This window comes from Acinetobacter sp. T63 (genome assembly GCF_053852345.1).
Window position 1 is genome coordinate 1,060,987 of sequence record NZ_CM132659.1, and the last position, 16,848, is coordinate 1,077,834.

General features: G+C 45.2%; 14 protein-coding genes and 1 pseudogene. 8 read left to right on the forward strand and 7 right to left on the reverse strand.

Annotated features, from left to right (window positions below; genetic code table 11):
- Positions 1-95: 95 nt before the first annotated feature.
- Both ACVLR6_RS05095 and ACVLR6_RS05100 read left to right on the forward strand, forming a co-directional pair.
- A complete protein-coding gene (locus ACVLR6_RS05095) occupies positions 96-1,391 on the forward strand; it encodes an ISNCY family transposase (protein ID WP_455995963.1) in 1,296 nt (431 codons plus the stop codon).
- 55 nt (positions 1,392-1,446) lie between these two features.
- Positions 1,447-2,651, forward strand: a pseudogene (locus ACVLR6_RS05100) (IS256 family transposase).
- Positions 2,652-2,831: 180 nt separating this feature from the next.
- Here ACVLR6_RS05100 and ACVLR6_RS05105 read toward each other — a convergent pair.
- The 5 genes from ACVLR6_RS05105 to ACVLR6_RS05125 all read right to left on the reverse strand — a co-directional run bounded on the left by ACVLR6_RS05105 (position 2,832) and on the right by ACVLR6_RS05125 (position 6,715).
- Positions 2,832-3,677: a hypothetical protein gene (locus ACVLR6_RS05105; protein WP_168397355.1), complete on the reverse strand. Its 846-nt coding sequence runs from the start codon at positions 3,675-3,677 to the stop codon at positions 2,832-2,834.
- A 168-nt stretch (positions 3,678-3,845) separates the two neighbouring features.
- Positions 3,846-4,376, reverse strand: a complete 531-nt coding sequence (locus tag ACVLR6_RS05110; RefSeq protein WP_104487441.1) for a gamma carbonic anhydrase family protein — start codon at positions 4,374-4,376, stop codon at positions 3,846-3,848.
- 106 nt (positions 4,377-4,482) lie between these two features.
- Positions 4,483-5,631, reverse strand: a complete 1,149-nt coding sequence (gene dacC / locus ACVLR6_RS05115; protein WP_168383965.1) for a D-alanyl-D-alanine carboxypeptidase PBP5/6 — start codon at positions 5,629-5,631, stop codon at positions 4,483-4,485.
- 119 nt (positions 5,632-5,750) lie between these two features.
- On the reverse strand, positions 5,751-6,146 hold the full coding sequence (locus ACVLR6_RS05120; RefSeq protein ID WP_016658407.1) for an MCR_0457 family protein: 396 nt from the start codon (positions 6,144-6,146) through the stop codon (positions 5,751-5,753).
- A 197-nt stretch (positions 6,147-6,343) separates the two neighbouring features.
- Positions 6,344-6,715 carry an MCR_0457 family protein gene (locus ACVLR6_RS05125; protein ID WP_005176804.1) on the reverse strand — a complete coding sequence of 124 codons (372 nt, stop codon included), beginning with the start codon at positions 6,713-6,715 and terminating at the stop codon, positions 6,344-6,346.
- Between the two features lie 110 nt (positions 6,716-6,825).
- Here ACVLR6_RS05125 and surE point away from each other — a divergent pair, with 110 nt between their 5' ends.
- From surE to ACVLR6_RS05140, 3 genes are all read left to right on the forward strand, one after another.
- The gene (gene surE / locus ACVLR6_RS05130) at positions 6,826-7,602 is read left to right on the forward strand and encodes a 5'/3'-nucleotidase SurE (RefSeq protein ID WP_075174788.1); all 777 of its coding nucleotides are present in this window, start codon (positions 6,826-6,828) and stop codon (positions 7,600-7,602) included.
- A gap of 110 nt (positions 7,603-7,712) precedes the next feature.
- On the forward strand, positions 7,713-8,549 hold the full coding sequence (locus ACVLR6_RS05135) for a peptidoglycan DD-metalloendopeptidase family protein (protein ID WP_455995966.1): 837 nt from the start codon (positions 7,713-7,715) through the stop codon (positions 8,547-8,549).
- 93 nt (positions 8,550-8,642) lie between these two features.
- Positions 8,643-9,572, forward strand: coding sequence for a LysR family transcriptional regulator (locus ACVLR6_RS05140; protein ID WP_455995968.1), 930 nt, complete (start codon positions 8,643-8,645; stop codon positions 9,570-9,572).
- Positions 9,573-9,654: 82 nt separating this feature from the next.
- Here ACVLR6_RS05140 and ACVLR6_RS05145 read toward each other — a convergent pair whose 3' ends face one another.
- A complete protein-coding gene (locus ACVLR6_RS05145) occupies positions 9,655-10,866 on the reverse strand; it encodes an aspartate aminotransferase family protein (RefSeq protein ID WP_005176809.1) in 1,212 nt (403 codons plus the stop codon).
- Between the two features lie 162 nt (positions 10,867-11,028).
- Between ACVLR6_RS05145 and grxD the strand changes: the two genes are divergently transcribed.
- On the forward strand, positions 11,029-11,370 hold the full coding sequence (gene grxD, locus ACVLR6_RS05150; protein WP_005176812.1) for a Grx4 family monothiol glutaredoxin: 342 nt from the start codon (positions 11,029-11,031) through the stop codon (positions 11,368-11,370).
- 55 nt (positions 11,371-11,425) lie between these two features.
- Here grxD and ACVLR6_RS05155 read toward each other — a convergent pair whose 3' ends face one another.
- Positions 11,426-14,038 carry a Lon protease family protein gene (locus tag ACVLR6_RS05155; RefSeq protein WP_171526934.1) on the reverse strand — a complete coding sequence of 871 codons (2,613 nt, stop codon included), beginning with the start codon at positions 14,036-14,038 and terminating at the stop codon, positions 11,426-11,428.
- A 202-nt stretch (positions 14,039-14,240) separates the two neighbouring features.
- Here ACVLR6_RS05155 and ACVLR6_RS05160 point away from each other — a divergent pair, with 202 nt between their 5' ends.
- Positions 14,241-16,397, forward strand: coding sequence for an AmpG family muropeptide MFS transporter (locus tag ACVLR6_RS05160; protein ID WP_168397357.1), 2,157 nt, complete (start codon positions 14,241-14,243; stop codon positions 16,395-16,397).
- Between the two features lies 1 nt (position 16,398).
- Positions 16,399-16,800: a lactoylglutathione lyase gene (gloA, locus tag ACVLR6_RS05165; protein WP_005176820.1), complete on the forward strand. Its 402-nt coding sequence runs from the start codon at positions 16,399-16,401 to the stop codon at positions 16,798-16,800.
- Positions 16,801-16,848 lie beyond the last annotated feature (48 nt).

Here is a 16,848-nt window from a genome sequence, read left to right on the forward strand (position 1 = left end):
ATAGAAATGTCCGGTTTCTCCAAAGTAAAAATGTCCGCTTTTAGAATATGCACTTTTGCAATTTTCTTAGCGGACGGTTTGATATGTTGGTGTCTATGTCGGATAAAGAACTTAAACGATTGTCGGTCTTGCAGGAAATCTGTGATCAACGCATAACCCAGTCCCAGGCTGCTCAGTTACTTCATATTTCAGAGCGTCAGATCAGACGCTTACTGCAGAAATACAAAGCTCAAGGCCCAGTTGCATTAGCCCATGCCGGTCGTGGTCAAATCAGCAACTCCAGGCTTCCTGAAGAACTCAGACTCAAGTGCCTTAATATTGTTTCGGATCAACTGCATGGTTTCGGACCCACTTTAGCGCATGAAAAGCTCACTACCATTCATGGATTCGACATTTCGGTGGAAACACTACGTTCTTGGATGATTGCAGCCGATTTATGGATTCCTCGATCCAAGCATCTGAAACGCCCGTATCAGCCTCGTTATAACCGGGACTGTTATGGTGAACTGATTCAAATTGATGGCTCACACCATGACTGGTTTGAAGGTCGAGCCCCTAAATGCTGTCTGCTGGTGTTTATCGATGATGCTACAGGAAAATTGCAGCATTTACGCTTCTGTGAGTCAGAATCAACCTTTGACTATATGATTTCAACACGCTTATATGTCGAACAGCACGGTAAGCCTTTAGCGTTTTACAGCGACAAACATTCAGTCTTTAGAGTGAATCAAAGCAGCAAGAAAGACACCAAGATTACCCAGTTTGGACGTGTACTCAGCACCCTGAATATCGATATCATCTTCGCTAATTCACCGCAGGCCAAAGGCCGTGTGGAACGGGCCAACAGAACCCTTCAGGACCGTCTGATCAAGGAGATGCGCCTGAAAGGCATCTGTTCGATTGAGCAAGCTAATGTCTGGCTACCCTGCTTCATTGAGCAGTTCAATCAGAAGTTCGCCAAGATGGCTTTTAATCCTAAGAATCTACATCGGCCTATCATGGAAACAGCCGAAGAGTTAGATGATATTTTTACTTGGCGTGAACCTCGCAGAGTCACGAATAGCTTGACGATTACTTATGATAAATGCGTCTATCTGCTGGAAAATAAAGAAGAAAACCAGAGTCTCATGGGTAAATATATTGAATTTCTAGAATACCCAGACGGTACGGTCGCCATTGAATATCAGGGAAGAAAAATCAATTACAGCATCTTCGATAAATTAAGTCAGCTGAACCAGCGAGAGATTGTTGAGAATAAACGTTTGAGTTCAGTCTTGGCCCATATCCAGCAACAGCATGAAGAACTAGAACAGCAAAACAAACGAAGTCGTTCTCAATCTATGCCACGTAGACGAGCACAGAAAACAGCAATTCAACAACGAAATCGGTAGTGTTCAAAAATCTGTGTCATTTCAATAAACTGAATCAAACAGGAAATGACACATCATGGCAAACAACTTTGATTTCGAAGCAGCTTTAAAACAATTACAATCAGGACAACCCCTCACTGGTGAAAACGGTATCCTGACACCACTAATCAAACAGCTGACAGAAGCGGCTTTAAATGCTGAAATTGAAAACTATCTGGAAGAAAATCCTAAACCATCCAATCGCAGGAATGGTTACTCTCGCAAGACCGTAAAATCATCCTCCGGTTCATTTGAACTGGAAACACCTCGTGATCGCACTGGTGATTTTGAGCCTCAACTCGTCAAGAAAAATCAAACCAAACTCTCTGAAGAGATCGACAGTAAAGTCATCTCACTGTTTGCGCTCGGCATGAGCTACCGTGATATTCAAAAACATATTGCCGATATGTATGCACTGGATATTTCCGAGGGTGCCATTACCAATATTACAGACAAGCTAATCCCCGAATTACGTGCCTGGCAACAGAGGCCGCTTGATGCCGTATATCCCTTTGTGTGGCTCGATGCCATCCATTACAAGATCAAGGATGAAGGCCGTTATGTCAACAAAGCCGTTTATACCGTGCTGGGATTAAATACCGAAGGCCATAAAGAACTGCTGGGTCTTTACCTATCAGAAAGTGAAGGTGCTAATTATTGGCTCAGCGTACTCACAGATTTGCAGAACCGTGGCATACAAGACATTCTGATCGCCTGCGTTGATGGGCTTAAAGGCTTCCCTGAAGCAGTTGCTGCGATATTTCCGCAGACAGAAGTGCAGTTATGTATTATTCACCAAATCCGCAATAGCTTGCGTTATGTGGCCAGTAAGGATCAAAAAGCCTTTATGGCTGATCTGAAGCCTGTTTACCGAGCAGATACCAAGCAGGCAGCTGAAATGGCGCTAGATGAGCTGGAAGCCAAATGGGGGATAAATACGAGAAAGTCATTCGTTCATGGCGTGAAAAATGGCATTTACTCAGTGCCTATTTCAAATATCCGAAAGCGGTTAGGAAGCCAATTTATACCACCAATGCGGTTGAAGCAGTACATCGCCAATTCAGAAAACTGACCAAAACCAAGGGGGCTTTCCCGAATGAAAATAGCCTGCTGAAATTGCTGTATATTGGCATTCAACAGGCTTCTGAAAAATGGACAATGCCGGTGACAAACTGGGGGCAAACCATCACACAGTTATCGATTTACTTTGAAGGCAGGCTCGATGATATAATTAAACTCTAGCCAATTCGGCTGACACAGAATTTTGAACGCTCTCACGAAATCTGAATCCTGTGCTTGACTTGGAAATGTCTGTATAGGACATTTCTATTTGGTTATTAGGTAGGACATTTCTACTTGGGAATAACACAAGCTGTTAGAACCCATTTAAAGTGTCTATATCCTCACCAAATGGCTCTCTGTTCATTCTGTTATACGTTTTAAAGTTATTGGATCTACTGCAAAACTCTTAACGAGTTTCTCTGAATTTTTTCTAATTAATTGCCAATCTTTTAAATGAACTCGTTGAAAATACGCTTCCATTTGAACTTTCATAAAAGGCTCTAGATTCCAGCGCATATTACATCTTGGAGCAGACCGCTCCTTAACTACAGAATTGGTACATCTAATTAAAGTAATCACCTTTCCTGTACTATCTTTTTGTACATACTGATCTTTCGTATCATACAGACCATAAAATTTAATCCATTCAGGATGTGGAATATATTTTTCCAAACCAAATTTTTGTTTATGTGCAGGAATAAAAATATTAATATAATGAACATACTCCATATGCTTTTTACTTCGAATTTTATTCCCTAAAGTGGAATTAACAAATGCAACTGTTAGGTCTGGTTTATAACGGATTCCAGAATTAACAATCAGGTTAACCCATTGATTATCAGGCGAGTCGATTTCTGCCTTATATCGCCTATAAGATTCCTGTGGAGCACCTTGATACCTCACCAATGCAATACCTGTGGTATATTCCATTTCCATTCCAAATGAAGTGATTACTGAATTAAAATCATGTGGAGGGGCCTTATACCCTTTATAACGATGCTCCCTTACTAATACCGGTGAGTCTTCATATTCAAGAAAAAATGCTTCTTCCCCTAAAAGCACTGCTTTTCCTCCCAAGTTCCCTACTTGATAAGGCTGCCCATAAGGTCCCATAGGAGGTTTAAACTCAGGCTCTTTATTTTTTTGCTGCTCACAAGCTGTTAAAAGCCATGAAGTTAAGTAAATTCCTAAGATTATTTTTTTCATTGAGGAGCTATTTTTTATCGTAAAATTTTGGGTTTAGCTAACTATAGCTTACTATTTTGTCACATAGAAACCTGCTTAGAATTAGCACACAAGTATCTATCTGACGTCGTGATTTATGAGCCTTTCGATTGCGTATTTAACATAAAACCTCTTATGCGAAATCCAATTTTACTTATAATTCCCCGAAACCTTTACATAATTCTGCGCTGAATAGGGCAAAAAGGCTTTTTCTTTATCAGTCAGCGGGCGTACTTTTTGTACCGGACTGCCAACATATAAATAACCGCTTTCTAAACGCTTGCGTGGTGGTACTAAAGAACCCGCGCCAATCATCACATCATCTTCAACAATCACATCATCCAGAATAATGGTGTTAATTCCGACCAGAACACGGTTACCAATTGTGCAGCCATGCAAGGTCACATGATGGCCAATGGTAACATCTTCACCAATAATTAGCGGTGAGCCATCCGGTTTATCGGCATTTTTATGGCTGACATGCAGCATGGCATGATCCTGTACATTGGAGTTTTTACCAATACGAATAGAATTAACATCCCCGCGAATTACGGCAAACGGCCAAACCGAGACATTTTCGCCTAATACCACATCACCAATGACCACACCCATCGGGTCGATATAACAGGAATCATCAATCTGTGGATGGGTATCTAAATAAGGACGAATGTTCTGACTCATAGTGATCTGCTCGTAAAAGTGGAATGATCAAGACAATAGTATAAAAGAAAAAGCACCCATTCGCTGAATGAGTGCCTTCACTTAAGTCTAAAGTCGTGCTTTAAACTTAGAACAGGTTGCTAAAGAACTGCTTGATATGGTCAATGAGGCGCGAGAAGAAGCCAGCTTCTTCAACTGCGTTTAAAGCCACCAGTGGTTTTTCAGCAATTACTTTACCATCTAAGCTTGCGACATATTTACCAATGACCTGGCCTTTTTGTAGCGGCGCAGTCAATTTCGGCTGAACCACCAATTGCGTTTTAATTTCATTGGCTTTGCCTTTAGGCATGGTCACATTAAAGTTTTCAGCCAGACCAATTTGTACTTCATCCGACTGACCAAACCAGACTTTAGATTTGGCCAGGACCTGATTTGCAGGCTGTACATTTTTGGTTTCAAAGTTGGCATAACCCCAAGCCAGCAATTCACGTGTTTGTGTCGCACGTTCCTGCATGGTTGGCGCACCAAAAATCACAGAAATCAGACGCGTTGGGCCACGTTTTGCAGAAGTCGTTAAACAGTAGCCGGCTTCATTGGTATGACCGGTTTTTAAACCATCAACACTTGGGTCTGTATAGAGCAGGGCATTACGGTTGCCTTGACGGATGCCATTAAAGGTAAATTCTTTTTCTGAATAAATCGGATAATATTTAGAACTGTCTTTAATGATGTGCTGGGCCAAGGTTGCCATATCTTTGGCTGTTGAATAATGGCCGTCTGCTGGCATACCGGTCGAGTTAATAAACTGGGTATTGGTCATGCCAATTTTTTTGGCTTCTTCGTTCATCATGTGTGCGAAGGTGCCTTCATTGCCGGCAATGTGTTCCGCCATGGCTTTAGAGGCATCATTACCCGACTGAACAATAATTCCACGCAGCATTTCAAGTACAGTTGCAGTGCCATTCAGCGGAACATACATACATGATTCCGCGCTACTGCCGCGACACCATGCTGACTCGTTCATGCGCACTTGTTCATCTTCAGTGAGTTCACCGCTCAATAGTTTTTGTTCGATGATGTAGCTGGTCATCATCTTGGTCATTGAAGCAGGGGCTAATTTTTCATTTTCATTTTTTGAAGCGAGAAGTTGCCCTGTCTCGTAGTCCATTAGCACGTAGGATTTATTATTCAATTCTGGTGGTGCAGATAGGACAGTTGCTGCAAAGCTAAAACTAGGAACTAATAATAATGCAGCAAGGGCAGTTTTTTGGGACATTTCTAGTGGGTTCCTATATCTTGATGTAAGCACGAAGAGCCTAGCATTTTAGGATAAAGCAAAGTCGACTTCTATGGGAGAAATCGGCTTATCGGAAAAAGTATTGTAACCAAATAGTTTTATTTGCTGTACGCGGTCAATTCCTGGCAAATGGCCTTATTTTTCTGGCTTCCCGCTTTTTTGGCATCGGCCTGTGCTTCAACCAGCATCGGCTTAAAACTTTTTTGCTTGCTTAGGGCTTGTAAAGCTGCAACCGGATCTTTTTCTGCCGGCATATATTCTTTGGCCAGTTTGGCATAGCCCTGATTAAATTTAGTCTGGTCTTTGTCCTGAATTAACGCTGGGCACACTTCAGATAATACATAAATGGCTGCCAGTTCCTGCTGGGTGACTTTTTGAAGTGGTGTGACTTCAATATTTTCATTCTGTGCCAGTGCGGTTTGCCCCAAACCCAAAGTAATGGCGATACCAGCCAGAAGTTGCAAAGATTTCGTTTTTAATTGGGAAGTGTACATAAAAAAATAGACCTAAAACTTAAAAATACCACATGCCCATAAGCTTAATGATTTTTGACAGAATGAAAAGAAAAGAAGTGTATCTGAGCAGGCTGACACACAACCAAAATTAAAAAGCCAAATCAGAAATGCAATAAAAAAGAGCAATCAACCTATGCTGATTACTCTTGATGTGAAGATGGTGCGTCAGTACAAACCTAAAGTTCGATTGCAGCAGCATCCTGACAAACAGTTTTCTGTTCATCTGCCGTGGTTTCTTTAGCAGCATCACGTGCTTCAATCAGAATATTCTTATATTCAGCATCAGCCTGCAGTGCGCTGTAGCTTAAAGTCTGACCTTTTAAGTCTGCCAGGTAAGTTTCAATTAAAGCCTGAATATTGCTATCCAGTTTGGCGTTTTTGCCAATAATGGCCGGACAAACCTCAGCCATCACCTGAGCGGCAGCAATGTCTTCTTTCACAATGGTATTGGCTTCTTCTACTGTCAAGCCTTCAGCATTGACCGCTTGAGAGAGAATTACCGCAAAACCAAGCCCCAGTAAACGACGTACAGATAAGCGACGAATCATGTTATACACACTTTTTATTGATGGAAGTTCGACACTAAATATATATACTTCTCATTATATTTCAATGAAATGTGCTGACCGGTCATTTATTTAATTTGAAGAGTAAATTTGTGAATATCTTAATTGCCAATGATGATGGCGTTTTTGCGCCAGGGATCCAGGCGCTTGCACACGCATTAAAACCTTTGGGCCGTGTGGTAATTGTCGCGCCAGAAAGTGAGCGTAGCGGGTTTTCCAGTGCCTTGACCTTAGATCGTCCTTTACGTCCAATTCCGATTGCTGAAGATATCTGGGCGGTGAATGGCACTCCGGCAGACTGTGTCTATTTATCTATGAATGGCCTGTTTGATTTTGAATTTGATCTGGTGGTGAGCGGGATTAACAGCGGCGCCAATCTGGGTGATGATGTACTGTATTCAGGTACCGTTGGTGCTGCTTTTGAAGGGCGTTTAATGACGCAGCCGGCTATAGCTGTATCACTGGCTGGCCCTAATGTCCGAGCTTATCAGCATCCGGCCGATTATGCAGTTGCCGCGCAGTGGGTGCATGATTTTATTGCCAACGGCTTGCCAACCTTGCCGCCACGCCACATTTTGAATATTAATATTCCAGATGTGGCGGAATTAAAAGGCGCAAAAATTACCTATCAGGGCCGTCGCAGTCAATCTAAACCGATTACCAGCCATGTCGATCCGCGCGGTCGCCAGGTGTACTGGATTGGACTGGCCGGAGAAGCCGTTGCAGACCCGCGTAAAGATGTGGGTGAAATCCAGTCGGATTTCTTTGCTGTGGCCAATGGCTATGTCAGCATCACCCCAATTCAGATGGATGCGACCAATTACGATATTCTGGGGCATCTGCATGACAGCTTGAGTCCAGCCCTGTAAAGAATGTTATAACTTTGTGAAAAAGTACCGTCTGAAACTCTTTTTCGGTGCTTTTTTGTTAATCTTAGCGCAGTTCAATAATTACATTTAAGATGTAGAGAGGAAGATTAATGCCTTTGGTGTCACACGGTCGTTTATTTGCAGCACCGACAACATTGTTGAAAACTTTATTTGTATCTACAGCCGTTATTTCTACGCTCATCATCAGTGGCTGTGCGTCTAAACCTCAAGTACATAATTCTGCACGTTATGCGGCTGCGCCAAATTTCTATACCGTACGCTCAGGTGATACTTTAAGCGGCATTGCAGCACGTTATGGTTTAAGTTATCTCAGTATTGCGGAAATGAACGATATTGCCGCGCCGTACCGGATTTATGTGGGCCAGTCGATTCGTCTGAAAAGTGGCAGTGCACCGCGTACCACCACGACGCGTCCGGTAACGCAGCCAGCACCAATCCAGCGTCAGACCATTGCTATTCCAAAAACTACGCCAGTACCGACTGCACCGGTAACCACGACGACCACAACCACACCACGAACCACTACTCCGGCGCCGACAGTGAGCTCTACCGTAGGTTCTTTACGCTGGGTGAAACCATCTAATGGTGCAGTAATTGAGAACTTTAATTTAGCGTCGAATGTGAAAGGGATTCGCTATGGCGGCAATGTCGGTGATCCGGTCTTTGCAGCTGCAGACGGGCAGGTGGTTTATGCCGCAGATGGCCTGAAAGAATACGGTAACCTGGTGTTAATTAAGCATATTAATGGCTACATTACGGCTTATGCACATAACAGTAAACTTAACGTGAATAGTGGACAAAATGTAGCAGCAGGGCAGAAAGTTGCCGAAATGGGCTCATCGGGCACCACCCGCACCATGCTGGAATTCCAGGTCCGCCTTGATGGCAAGCCGATCAACCCGACTAATGTTTTACCAATAAATTAATTTTTTTAAGTGCAAAACGTAAATTTCACCGTATAATACAATGAGTTGCTTTTATTAAAGGTAGGAGCATCTCATAAGTTCAGAGGGAAATTTATGTTAGATCAACTTCGAGCAATGGGTGTATTTGCTTGTGTTGTTGAAAAAAGCTCGTTTAGTGGCGCTGCGCGTGAACTCGGTATCACCACAAGTGCTGTAAGTCAGCAAATTCGTTCTTTGGAAAATGAAATGGAAGTAACGCTGTTACACCGTTCCACCCGAAAACTGAGTTTGACTGAAGCTGGACAAGCTTTTTTCCACAGCTGTCAGGAAATGCTCGCCGCTGCGGAGCGTGGTAAAATACGCATTAATGAATTACGCGATGACCTGGTAGGTGATTTGCGTATCGCAACCACCCCGGAACTGGGTGCGAATCATGTCATTCCGGCATTGTCGCACTGGATGTCAGCCCATCGTGGCCTAGCCATACATGTCGAAGCGGACAATCAGTTTATTGACCTGATTGAAGGTCGGATTGATATTGCTTTGCGCATGAGTTCAAAAATTGAAGATAGTCAGCTGAATGTAGTGCCACTGGCGCGCGTTGAGCAGGTTCTGGTGGCATCACCAAGTTATCTGAACCAGACCACACCGGTGTCACGTCCTGAAGATTTAAAAAATCATGACCTGATTCCAGTAAATTTGATGAAAAATTATGCCAGTTTTTCATTTCATCACGCCAGTACGGGTGAAGTGGTCGGACTGGACATGAGCTCTCGCCTCACCACAAATAATGTTCTGATTGCCAAATCATTATGTTTACAAGGGCACGGAATCGCGAGACTTTTATATCTAGATGTACAAAAAGATTTAATTAACGGTTCTTTGGTCGAAGTATTACCTGAATGGAAATTGCCGATCTTTACATTGTATGCGATTACGCCAAAACGTGAGCAGCAGCCAATGAAAGTGCATCGTTGTCTGGATGCTTTAAAACAGTATTTTTGTCAGTTACCTGGCGGCAGAATTTACCAGGAAGCCTCATAAAATATAACAATTCAGAAATTAAAAAAGCCGCATCATGCGGCTTTTTTATGCAGATTGAGATCTGTTGAGATCAACACGCGGCTTAAGCCAGGAACGTTTTGATCATTTTCACCAGACGTTCAACCAGCTGATCGGCCTGTTCCTGGCTAATGTTCAAGGTTGGCAGTAAACGCACCACGGAGCCGGCGGTCACATTGACAATCAGTTTGTATTCATCACGGGCAATATCCACCAGTTCTGCGCAGGCTTTAGGTAATTCAATCCCGATCATCAGGCCAAAACCACGCACGCTGACATTTTGGTCAGCCAGCTGGTTGCGTAGCTGCTCAACAATATAGCTACCCATTTTTGCGGCATTCTCGACCAGATTTTCTTTCTGGATAATATCAATCACGGTGTAGACCACACGTGACCCCAGGGCAGTACCACTGTAGGTTGAACCATGGTTACCGGCAGTGAGTACACCCACACCGCGACCTTGGGTCATCACTGCACCAATCGGGAAGCCATTGCCCAGGCCTTTGGCAGTGGTTAAGACATCTGGCACAATATTGGTGTGCTGATAGGCAAAATATTTACCGGTACGGCCGTTACCAGTTTGCACTTCATCCAGCATCATCAGCCAGTTGTGCTGGTTACAGATGCGGCGGATATCTTCTAGGTAGCTAAAGCCTTGAGGCGCGGTATTAACACCGCCTTCGCCCTGAATTGGCTCAACCAGAATCGCGACGATGTCCGGATACTGAATGGCGGCTTCTTCAATGGCTTCAACATCACCAAACGGTACACGGATAAAACCTTCTACCAGCGGTGCAAAACCTTCCTGGACTTTTTTATTGCCGGTGGCAGATAGGGTTGCCAGGGTACGGCCGTGGAACGACTGATCGGCGACAATAATTTTCGGATTGGCAATGCCTTGTAAATAACCAAATTTACGTGCAATTTTAATGGCACCTTCATTCGATTCTGCACCACTGTTAGAGAAGAAGACTTCTTCCATACCAGCGACTTCTGCCAGTTTTTGTGCAGCGGCAGTTTGCCAAGGCACTTCAAACAGGTTGCTGGTATGAATCAGGGTCGCGGCCTGATCCGCGATGGCAGCAGCAATTTCCGGATGAGCATGACCTAAACCACAGACTGCAATACCGGTCAGGGCATCCAGATATTCGGTGCCATCTTCAGTGTACAGATAAGCGCCTCGGCCGCGGACAAAGCTGATCGGCTGACGGCCGAAGACGGGCATCAAATGAGACGGTTGATCAGTTTGCACAGGGGCAAGGGTAACGTTGTTCATGACTAACTCTTATCTGTAAGAAAGAAAGGAAAAAACTTATATAAGCAAAATCTGCCCCCGATTGAAAGTGTAAATGTAAATAAAAATGGAAATATTGCTTTAAGCATACTGTTTTGCTGTGTTTTCGGTATAATGCAAAACAGATTAGTTGAGGATTTATCAATGACTGAACAAGCACGCGATACCGAAGCGTTAATTCGTGACCAAATTGCTAAACATGCAGTTCTTCTTTACATGAAAGGCACACCGCAATTCCCACAATGTGGTTTCTCAGCTCGTGCAGTAGAAGCGCTCAGTCAAATTGGTCGTCCATTTGCCTATGTGAATATTCTTGAAAACCAGGATATTCGTGCAACTTTGCCGAAAATTGCCAACTGGCCAACTTTCCCGCAATTGTGGATCAATGGCGAGTTAATTGGCGGTAGCGATATTATGCTGGATATGTTCCAAAAAGGTGAGTTACAGCCTTTGGTTGAACAGTACAGCCCAGCGCCTGAAGCTTAATTCAGTCGTATAAAAAAGCGCCTTTCGGCGCTTTTTTGCTTTTTTAGACCGGCCATTATGAGCCAGTCTGGTTACGGGCATCTTCTACCGGAATAGCCTCAATTGCTGCTTCAGCAGGCTGATCTTTTTTCTTGGCCTTTTTTTCTTTCTTGGCTTTTTTCTTTTTCTTTGGCTCTTCCTCTTCAATTTCTGCGCCATCTTCAATGGCTTGCCAGTATTCAAGCTGCGCCATCACCATGTCATAAATCGAGCCTTTGCTATAACGGCCTTTTTTGTCCAGTTTTCCGACCGGACGCGCCATCAGAATTTCTAGCGCCTGATCAATCACATCAATGGCATGAATATGGAATTCGCCTTTTTGCACCGCTTCAATCACATCTTTACGCAGCATGAGATGCTGCATGTTTTGACGCGGAATAATCACGCCTTGCTTGCCGGTTAAACCTTGTAATTTACAGGCATCATAGAAGCCTTCAATTTTGGCATTGACGCCGCCAACAGGTTGCACCTGACCCAGCTGGTTCATGGAACCGGTAATGGCCCAGGACTGATCAATCGGTAACTGGCTGATTGCTGAAATCAGGGCAGACAGTTCCGCAACGGTGGCGCTATCACCATCGACCTGACCATAGCTCTGTTCAAAGGCCAGTGCGGCAGAGAAGTGCAGAATCTGTTCGCGGCCAAAATGGGCTTTCAGGAAGCTGGACATTAACAGCACGCCTTTGGCATGCAGCGAGCCGCCCAATTCAACACTGCGTTCAATATCCAGAATATCGCCGCCGCCCTGATAGACCGATGCCGTCAGGCGCGAAGGCAGGCCAAACTCGACATCGGCATAATGAATCACGGACAGGGCATTGATCTGACCCAGACGATGACCTTTGGTCTCAATCAGCTGGGTGCCGCGCGACAGGTCCTGCCAGTACAGTTCACGCAAATAGCCTAAGCGATATTTACGATGATCCAGCGCCATGTTGATATGTTCTTCTGACACCATCTTTTTGTCGGCTTGTACCGCATGATGATGTGATTCCCGAATCAGATCACCCAGCGTCAGGGCATGTAAGGACAGCGAGCTTTGGTCCTCGGCCAGACGACTCGAGTCGGTTAACAGCGCGGCCAGGGCAGAGCGGTCAAAGGGCAGTAGTTTATCGGCCTGAACATAATCAGCAATCAGCTGCATATAAGCCTGCTCATTGGTGTCATTACGTTGTAATGTATCGGTGAAGTCGGCACGGATTTTAAAGACGCTGCCCAGCTCCGGTTCGACTTCCAGAATTTCATAATAGATTTCCGGCTCGGCCAGCAGAATGACCTTTAAAGTCAGGGGAATTGATTCCGGCTCAATCGAAATACTACCGGTTAAAGTCAGCATATGTTCCAGTGAGGACAGTTTTAGCTGGCCCGATTTCAAGGCACGTTTCAGCCCTTGCCAGGCATAAGGCTGTTCCAGTAACTGTTCGGCTTCCAGAATTAAAAAACCGCCATTGGCACGATGTAAGGCACCGGAACGGATTAAGGTGAAGTCAGTGGTGATGGTGCCGTTCTGGGTCATCTGTTCCACATGACCGAGCAGGTTGTAGTGGGTCGGGAAATCTTCAAAGATCACCGGCGCACCCGAATTCGGCTTATGCGTAACAACAATATTGGCCTGATAACGTGCTGGCACCCGGCTAAACACCGCCGGAGTGAAGTCATCTTCTTCCTGTTCCAGCACCATTTCAACATTGTTGATAATGTCTTCGGCATAGTATTTCAGATAGTCTTCAAGCCCTTGAACCTCTGAAAATTTATTCAGCAATAAATCAATCCGCGGCATCACCACCTGTTTGGCAATGTCACGATTCAGGACCTGAACCCGATCGCGGGCATCATCTTCCAGATCGCCCAGATGCAGACCCAGACGTTCCAGTTTTTTATCCATATAGCGCATATTGGCGGCAATTTCGGCGCGCTCTTTGCTACTTAAGGCATTGACATCTTCCTGGGTCATTTCCTGCAGCTGGTCATCTTTAAACTGCACCGGAATAAAGCAGTGCTCGTCATTGCGCGAGACCAGTTTTAAATCCAGCGTTTCACCTTCTTTGGTCAGTTCAATGAGGGCCTGTTGCTGTTCATCGCCAGTTTGCTGGCGAATCTGTTCAATGCGGTTGTGATAGGTTTCGGCGCTAAAACGGCGTTCCAGCTGTTTTAAAATGGTCTGCCAGCTCTGATGCAGCTGGGTCTGGAATTTTGGTGCCTGACCGGCCGGCAGTCGCAGGGCAATGGGCTGACGCGGGTTTTTAAAATTATTGACATACACCCAGTCATTTGGCGTGGCCATGGTTTTGGCATGTTGTTGCAGTAAACGCCGGATCATAGTGCGTTTACCCAGTCCTGCCGTACCGACCGCAAAAATGTTATAGCCCGAATACGGCAAGGCAATGCCGGCTTCTACTGAAGCGCGGGCGCGATCCTGACCCAGAAAATTATTTAAAGGTTTAATCCGTTTGGTGGAGGCCGGAATTTTTTCCAGATCCGGAATATGGGTCAGCTGTTCCGGGCTTAAGCGGGTGTTATTAAGTGTCGTTTGAATTTCGGCTTGTTCGAAGGCTGAGGTAAGAGTTTGTTCTGGTTGTAAAACTAATGTTTGTTGTTCGGTAATTGAAGCAGATAAAGAAGAGGTCATGTGCTCGTGTCTTTGCGTCACTGTGAAATCCAAAACGAAATTATTGCAATAGAGATTTAAGGTATACAGGTTTAATAGAAAATTTCAAGCCAGGCCGCTGCATTTCTCCAGAAAATCACAGGGCGTTTGCATAAATCAGGTTGAAACCAAATCCATTAAACGATTGAATAGCAACATTCAGTTTTTTGACAAAAATAATGTAATGACAACACAATCTACAGGATGGAAATCTGCCTTTACCGCCTTTTTAGATCGGCGTGCGCTGATCATGCTGTTTCTTGGCTTCTCGGCCGGTATTCCCATTCTTCTTATTTTTTCCAGTTTATCGTTATGGTTAGGTGAAGCCGGCATTAGCCGTAATGCCGTAACTTTCTTTAGCTGGGCGGCGCTGGGTTATTCATTTAAGTTTGTCTGGGCACCATTAATTGATGAGTTACCAGTGCCATATTTAACCCAAAAACTGGGCCGGCGCCGGGCCTGGCTTTTAATTGCCCAGGTCCTGATTATATGCGCCATCTGTATTATGGCCTTTTCAGATCCGGCCTTAGGGCAGACGCATCTCTACCAGATGGCGGTGGGTGCGGTGCTGCTCGGTTTTGCTGCGGCCACGCAAGATATTGTGATTGATGCCTATCGTATTGAGCTGGCTGAAACCCAGATGCAAACTGTATTGGCTTCCACCTATAACGCCGGTTATCGTATCGGGATGATTGTAGCTGGTGCGGGCGCTTTATTTCTGGCGGCGTATCTGGGCACGGCTAAAGGCAACTATATTTATGAGGCCTGGAAATACACCTATCTGGTGATGGCGGCGGTGATGCTGATCGGGATGTGTACCACGCTAGTGATTCGTGAGCCGGTGGTGGAGCGTGTCCGTAAAGAATATAAACGCAGCGATTATTATCGACTGGTGGTGGTGTTTTTTGTTGCCGTGATCAGTTTTGTGCTGAGTTATATCTATTCCGGTCAGGCGCTGGATGCGCTGAAAAACCAGCTCAGTATTCAGGATTCCTTCCTGCTGTTTACGCTGGAGGCGATTCGCTTTATTGGCTCGGGTGCGGTGGCTTTACTGGTCGGAACTGTGCTGGTCAAACTGGGTGCAGTCAATAAACAGATGGCTTTTGAAACCTGGGTGCATCCGGTCGCGGATTTCTTTAAGCGCTATGGTTTAAAGCTGGCTTTGGTGTTACTGCTGCTGATCGGGTTTTATCGGGTTTCGGATATTATTGCAGGGGTCATTTCCAATGTGTTTTATCAGGACCTGAACTTCAGCAAAGAACAGATTGCTGAAGCAGTCAAAGTCTACGGGGTGATTTTCTCGTTGGTGGGTGGCTTCCTGGGTGGTTTGCTGGCCCAAAAAATGAATATCATGAAACTAATGTTTCTGGGCGCAGTGCTGGCCAGCTCGACCAACCTGATTTTTATTGGACTGGTCAAATCCGGGCAAAGCCTGAGTGATGTGCAGGTGAATGTCGGGGCGCAGCAATATAAGGTACAGGCCGATGAAGCCGGTTACTGGAGCGTACAGGTACCGAGCAACGTGCTGGCTCAGGCCAATCAGATTCAGGTACAGGCACAATACGCCAATCAGTCCGATCAGGCACAATTAAGCATGCCGTATTTGCAGCAGACCGGCACAGCCCAAATCCAGTTATTACCGATTACCTCGGATGACCGGATTTCTGTACAGGAAGCCGAGCAAAGTCTGGTGATTCGTGGTCAGTTGAGTGGTCTTGATGCTGCACAGCTACAACCTGAACAGCCGCTGAGTCTGGTTCTGGATGGCAAGGAATATCCGGCCAAGCTGGAAGAGGGTGGCCTGTTTAGTGGTGTGATTGAAGGCCAGCAGTTACAGACAGCGCAAAATAGCACGATTCAGGTGCAGGCCCGATTGCTGGATGGCAGTACGCTCAGTGCCAGCCGCGGTTATCAGCTGGCACAGCAACATCCGGCGCTGGATATTGATATTCAGGCCCTGACACCGGTAGATGTCAACGCTGATGCAGCGGTAGAAGTTCGCGGTAAGGTGATTAAACCGTATAGCAGCTTATGGCTCTATCTGGCAATTATTATTGATAATCTGGCCTCCGGTCTGGCCGGTGCGGCATTTATTGCCTTCCTGTCCAGCTTAACCAGTGTGTCGTTTACCGCTGTACAATATGCGATCTTTAGTTCGCTCATGACCCTCACTCCTAAAATTTTAGGTGGATATTCAGGTACCATAGTCAATAATATCGGTTATCCGAGTTTCTTCCTCATGACCACGCTGCTTGGAATTCCGATTCTGATTCTGGTGGTGTGGGTGGCAAAATTATTGCGTGCTCATGAACACGCTCAAATTCAACAAAAGGACGAATAATATGCGCATGCTGCATACCATGTTACGTGTAGGCAATTTAGAACGGTCATTGCAGTTCTATACTGAAGTACTTGGCATGACTTTACTCCGTAAACGTGACTACGAAGAAGGCCGCTTTACCCTGGCATTTGTCGGCTATGGTGATGAAGACAACCATACCGTGCTGGAACTGACCCATAATTGGGATACAGACAGCTATGAGCTGGGCAATGGCTATGGTCATATTGCCATTGCAGTGGAAGATGCCTACAAAGCCTGTGAAGAAATCAAGGCACGCGGCGGCAATGTGGTGCGTGAAGCGGGTCCAATGAAAGGCGGCGTGACCGTAATTGCCTTTGTGGAAGATCCGGACGGTTATAAAATCGAACTAATCCAGCAGGATGACAATGCCCGCAATAACTAAGTTGGCGCAGTAGTATTGCGCCACAAAATAGTGAACATTAAGCCAGCA

Bases quoted from the DNA above. Each gene is read 5' to 3' on its own strand.
- ACVLR6_RS05095 (WP_455995963.1), top strand. From the start codon at position 96: ATGTCGGATAAAGAACTTAAACGATTGTCGGTCTTGCAGGAAATCTGT.
- ACVLR6_RS05105 (WP_168397355.1), bottom strand. From the start codon at position 3,677: ATGAAAAAAATAATCTTAGGAATTTACTTAACTTCATGGCTTTTAACA.
- ACVLR6_RS05110 (WP_104487441.1), bottom strand. From the start codon at position 4,376: ATGAGTCAGAACATTCGTCCTTATTTAGATACCCATCCACAGATTGAT.
- dacC (WP_168383965.1), bottom strand. From the start codon at position 5,631: ATGTCCCAAAAAACTGCCCTTGCTGCATTATTATTAGTTCCTAGTTTT.
- ACVLR6_RS05120 (WP_016658407.1), bottom strand. From the start codon at position 6,146: ATGTACACTTCCCAATTAAAAACGAAATCTTTGCAACTTCTGGCTGGT.
- ACVLR6_RS05125 (WP_005176804.1), bottom strand. From the start codon at position 6,715: ATGATTCGTCGCTTATCTGTACGTCGTTTACTGGGGCTTGGTTTTGCG.
- ACVLR6_RS05135 (WP_455995966.1), top strand. From the start codon at position 7,713: ATGCCTTTGGTGTCACACGGTCGTTTATTTGCAGCACCGACAACATTG.
- ACVLR6_RS05140 (WP_455995968.1), top strand. From the start codon at position 8,643: ATGTTAGATCAACTTCGAGCAATGGGTGTATTTGCTTGTGTTGTTGAA.
- ACVLR6_RS05145 (WP_005176809.1), bottom strand. From the start codon at position 10,866: ATGAACAACGTTACCCTTGCCCCTGTGCAAACTGATCAACCGTCTCAT.
- grxD (WP_005176812.1), top strand. From the start codon at position 11,029: ATGACTGAACAAGCACGCGATACCGAAGCGTTAATTCGTGACCAAATT.
- ACVLR6_RS05155 (WP_171526934.1), bottom strand. From the start codon at position 14,038: ATGACCTCTTCTTTATCTGCTTCAATTACCGAACAACAAACATTAGTT.
- ACVLR6_RS05160 (WP_168397357.1), top strand. From the start codon at position 14,241: ATGACAACACAATCTACAGGATGGAAATCTGCCTTTACCGCCTTTTTA.
- gloA (WP_005176820.1), top strand. From the start codon at position 16,399: ATGCGCATGCTGCATACCATGTTACGTGTAGGCAATTTAGAACGGTCA.